The organism is Synechococcus sp. CC9616 (genome assembly GCF_000515235.1).
Classification (GTDB): Bacteria; Cyanobacteriota; Cyanobacteriia; order PCC-6307; family Cyanobiaceae; genus Parasynechococcus.
In genome coordinates, this window is record NZ_KI911558.1 from 1,697,919 (window position 1) to 1,702,073 (window position 4,155).

3 protein-coding genes and 1 pseudogene are annotated in these 4,155 nt (G+C 55.1%); all 4 read right to left on the reverse strand.

What is annotated here, in order from left to right; all coding sequences use genetic code 11:
* Positions 1–226 (reverse strand): annotated as a pseudogene (locus SYN9616_RS17710) (porin); the annotation flags it as partial.
* A gap of 214 nt (positions 227–440) precedes the next feature.
* Positions 441–2,024, reverse strand: coding sequence for an iron uptake porin (locus SYN9616_RS0109925; protein WP_028952939.1), 1,584 nt, complete (start codon positions 2,022–2,024; stop codon positions 441–443).
* Positions 2,025–2,237: 213 nt separating this feature from the next.
* Positions 2,238–2,420, reverse strand: a complete 183-nt coding sequence (locus SYN9616_RS15660; RefSeq protein WP_156918757.1) for a hypothetical protein — start codon at positions 2,418–2,420, stop codon at positions 2,238–2,240.
* A 121-nt stretch (positions 2,421–2,541) separates the two neighbouring features.
* On the reverse strand, positions 2,542–4,155 hold a 1,614-nt coding region (locus SYN9616_RS0109935; protein WP_028952940.1), incomplete at its 5' end, for an iron uptake porin.

Sequence of the window (4,155 nt, forward strand, 5' to 3'; positions counted from 1 at the left end):
GCTCGATCAGGCTGGCGAGAGCCTGATAAGCCCAGTCGGTTGGGTAAACATCAGAAAACTGGGTAATGCTGGTGACCTGCTCTTCGACGTCCACGCTGTCCGCGTAATCAGAGATGTCGTTGATGTTCAGGTCTGCGGCATGTGCTGCGGGGCTGTTAACAACAGCCAAAGGGGCCAGCAGGCCAAGGGCAGCAGGAGCAACCAGCAATTGCCGGAAAAGTTTCATGAATTCCTCACACCAAAACTGAGGTAAATGGACCAAATGTCCACTCATAAGTTACAGATTAATGTTCAATATGCACAGGAGTCCGGCCAGGCTTGTGTCCATCAACCTTCTCAACCAATCACATTAAAAATCCAAAAAAAACCCACTGTCAAAGACAGTGGGTTGCTTTGGTGTGAGGACTTGATCGAAACAATCAAGCGACGATTCGAATGAATCAGAACTTGAAGGTTGTCTTCACAAGACCACTCAGGCCAGTCGTTGTGTTGTCGCTGGACTGGTTGGGGAACGGCTTGCTCAGGTAGTGAACAGCCGGGGTGACCGTGATGTTGTCGGTGACCTGGAACTTATAGAAGAATTCCCAGGCATAACCACCGCCGGAAACGTAATCAGAGTCGTCTCCGGTGTCGATGTCTGTGATGAAGGTTGGCTGACCAGCGGCAATACCGAAGGAATTGCCCATCAGGAACACATCGCTCCACTCAAGACCGACATACCAGGACTGGGTCGTGGCACTCTTGACACCCGCAATGTTGCTGCTGGGGATATCTGTCAGGCCCCAACCGCCACTGATTGAAGGAATCCAACCGGATTCCTCAGGCATCCACCAGACGCTCAGGCCGTAGGAGTTCGAGACACCAGACATGGCCACATCAACAGCCCCAGGGGTGGCGTTACCGCCGTACACACCTACACCGTTGTCGCCGGAAGCCTTGGTGTAAACCGCAGCAACACCCCAGTTATCAGGGGCGTAAGCGATCTGGGTGGTTGCGTTGGAACCAGCTGCATCGGTTGCGAGACCACCGGCGTTTGCACAACCAGTGTTGGCGTTGGGGCAACCGCCTCCAGCGTTCGTGGACAAATAGCTGGTGGAGATGCTGAAACCGCCGTCGGTCTGCCAATAAACACCTGCACCACCGCCGAGAGCCAGGTTGTAGGCACCCGGTGCACCGGCGTAGGTGAAGAAGTCCATCGTCATGTCAGACGGATAGGCACTGGGCCACACCGGCAGCATGTCGTCCTGACGAACAACAGGACCACCGACAATGGTGAACTCGCTTCCGACCGGGAAGCTGTAGAAGAGACGATCGATGACAACAACGTTTCCGGTGTCAACGCCGTACTCCTGGCCGAACAAACCGACAGGACCGGCGGCCCCGAAGATGTTGGCCATGTTGCCGGAACGCAAACGTGTTCTCAGCAAATCCTTACCGGTGAAGCTGGTATCGAGAGCCAGACGAAGGTCGTAACTGAAGGAAGTTGCGCCTGAATCCGCAGCAATTGCATCCTTGCCAGCACCGTGGTACTTGGCAGCACCGATCACCCAGTGGGTGGAACCGTTCAGCTTGGTGGTGGTGGAGAACTGAGCTGCTTCCAGTTCACCAACGCGGGCCTCGAGGCCATCGACGCGACCACGGATGATGGCGAGTTCTTTTTCGAATTCCTTGATCAGGCGACGCAGTTCGTCGGTGACCTCAGTGATGCGGTCGAGGCAGGCATTGAGAAGTGCTGCAGCCTCGTAACGGGTCATGGCCCGGTTGCCGCGGAAGGTGCCGTTGGGATAACCGGCGACACAGCCGTAGCGCTCGATCAGGCTGGCGAGAGCCTGATAAGCCCAGTCGGTTGGGTAAACATCAGAAAACTGGGTGATGCTGGTGACCTGCTCTTCGCTGCCCGCGTAGTCGGACACGCTGTCGATGTTCAGGTCTGCGGCATGTGCTGCGGGGCTGTTAACAACAGCCAAAGGGGCCAGCAGGCCAAGGGCAGCAGGAGCCACCAGCAGTTGCTGGAAAAGCTTCATGGGAGGTTCTCACACCAAGAGAAAAGAGCCGGCAAAACATGCCAGCCGACTCAAGGTATGGGCACAACAAGATGAGGGAGCTAAGGGCAACTCAAGGGTTGTTTAGGTATCCGTTAAGACAAGACGCTGGCGTGATGACGAATCTGAAAGACCGAAAAAGGAGAATGACACCGAGAAGAGAAAGTTAAAAAAAAGCGTTTGACCAGACCGCTCTTAGGCGTGAATCAGGCCATGCAACAACGGAATCACTGCTTCAGAGACAAGTTCCTCAGCCCAGATAGGAACAACATCATGACGAATAAGCGAATCAATGAACACATTCATCCGAAGAACAAACCAAATTGATTTATCATTCACACCAATCATGAGATCAAGATTGTCGAGTCCTGAAGTCAACAACCAAAACCACTAGCTCGATTCCTTAAGCAACCAACAATTCAATAAAAAAGCCCTCCATTCAGGAGGGCTTGATTCATAACAATCTGCTCAGTCAGCTAAACAGAATCAGTCCAGCCAATCAGAACTTGAAGACGGTCTGAATCACGCCACCGAAGACTCCCAACGATTTGTAGTCACCCTTGTAGTTCTGGGTGAAATCACCCCAGGGGCGCGACAGCCAATACACCGAGGGCGTGACGGAGATGTTGTCGGTGACCTGGAACTTGTACCAGAGCTCCATGGCATAACCACCATCGGCAACAAAATCCTCGTCGTCGTAAACGAACTGAGGCTGACCGACGGCATAGCCAAGGGCATTGCTCTCCAGAAAAACATCATTCCAGGTGAGGCCGACCATCCAACTGCCCATGGCACGTTTGCTGGTGTATTCATCCCAGGTGCTGTTGCCGTTCAGGTAGGACTGGCCAAGTCCAGCACTGATCGACGGCATCCAGCCGGACTCATCAGGGCGCCAGAACGCGTTGAAGGAGAAACTGTTGCTGGATGCGTCGGTGCGCTCGAACAGATCCTCCCCGTCGGCATCAACACCGGTGACAACAGCACAGGGGGTGCCATAGGCATCAAAGGCCGCGAATTCCGTCGACGTTCTGAACCTGGCTCCGCATTGGCCATAGCGATAACCGAGGGCAAGACCCCACTGCTTGTTGCCGTAGGCAATCTGAGAGGTGACGTTCGCTTCGGAGTTGTCGGTCATGAAGCCACCCGTGGTCGGGTTTCCATCACTGGCCTCTCCGCTGTCGGCAACGTAGTTGGCAGCAACGGTCCAGTAGGGATCTCCCTTCGAGACATTGTTCTTGTTGCTGTAGATGGCACCAAAACCACCACCGGTTTCCTTGTTCCAAACGCCAGGAACGCCGAGGGATCCACCAAAGAAGTCGAGAACCGTCTGGCCACCTTTGGCATACACCGACGGCTTGTAGCCGAGCATCTCGGTGTTCCGGGTCAGCGGACCGGCCTGGATCGTGACGTTGCTACCCAGAGGGAAGCGGTAATAAAGACGATCCACCCGAAGAACGTTTTCGCCCGGAGCTGCTGTATTCAGTGTGTTCATCAGAACACCACCGCCAGTCCAGGTCGACGTTCGGCCCATGTTGCCGGCACGCAAACGGGTGAACAGAAGATCCTTGCCGGTGAACGAGGTTTTCAGACCCAGGCGCAGGTCGTAGCTGAGTGTGAAGGCACCCCAGCTGCTGTTATATCGATCGCGCTCACCGACGCCCCCTTTGACACTCCTGAAATTGTCGCCCTTCGCCTTGGTGCCACCGAGAACGAAGTTGGCCAAACCGCTGAGCTTGGTTGTGGTGGAGAACTGGGTTGCTTCCAGTTCACCAACGCGGGCCTCAAGGCCATCGACGCGGCCACGGATGATGGCGAGTTCTCTTTCAAATTCCTTGATCAGGCGACGCAGTTCGTCGGTGACCTCAGTGATGCGGTCGAGACAGGCATTGAGAAGAGCAGCTGCCTCATAACGGGTCATCGCCCGGTTGCCGCGGAAGGTGCCGTTGGGATAACCGGCGACACAGCCGTAGCGCTCGATCAGGCTGGCGAGAGCCTGATAAGCCCAGTCGGTTGGGTAAACATCAGAAAACTGGGTAATGCTGGTGACCTGCTCTTCGACGTCCACGCTGTCCGCGTAATCAGAGATGTCGTTGATGTTCAGGTCTGCGGCATG

Coding starts and splice junctions, on each gene's coding strand:
- SYN9616_RS0109925 (WP_028952939.1), bottom strand. CDS start 2,024: ATGAAGCTTTTCCAGCAACTGCTGGTGGCTCCTGCTGCCCTTGGCCTG.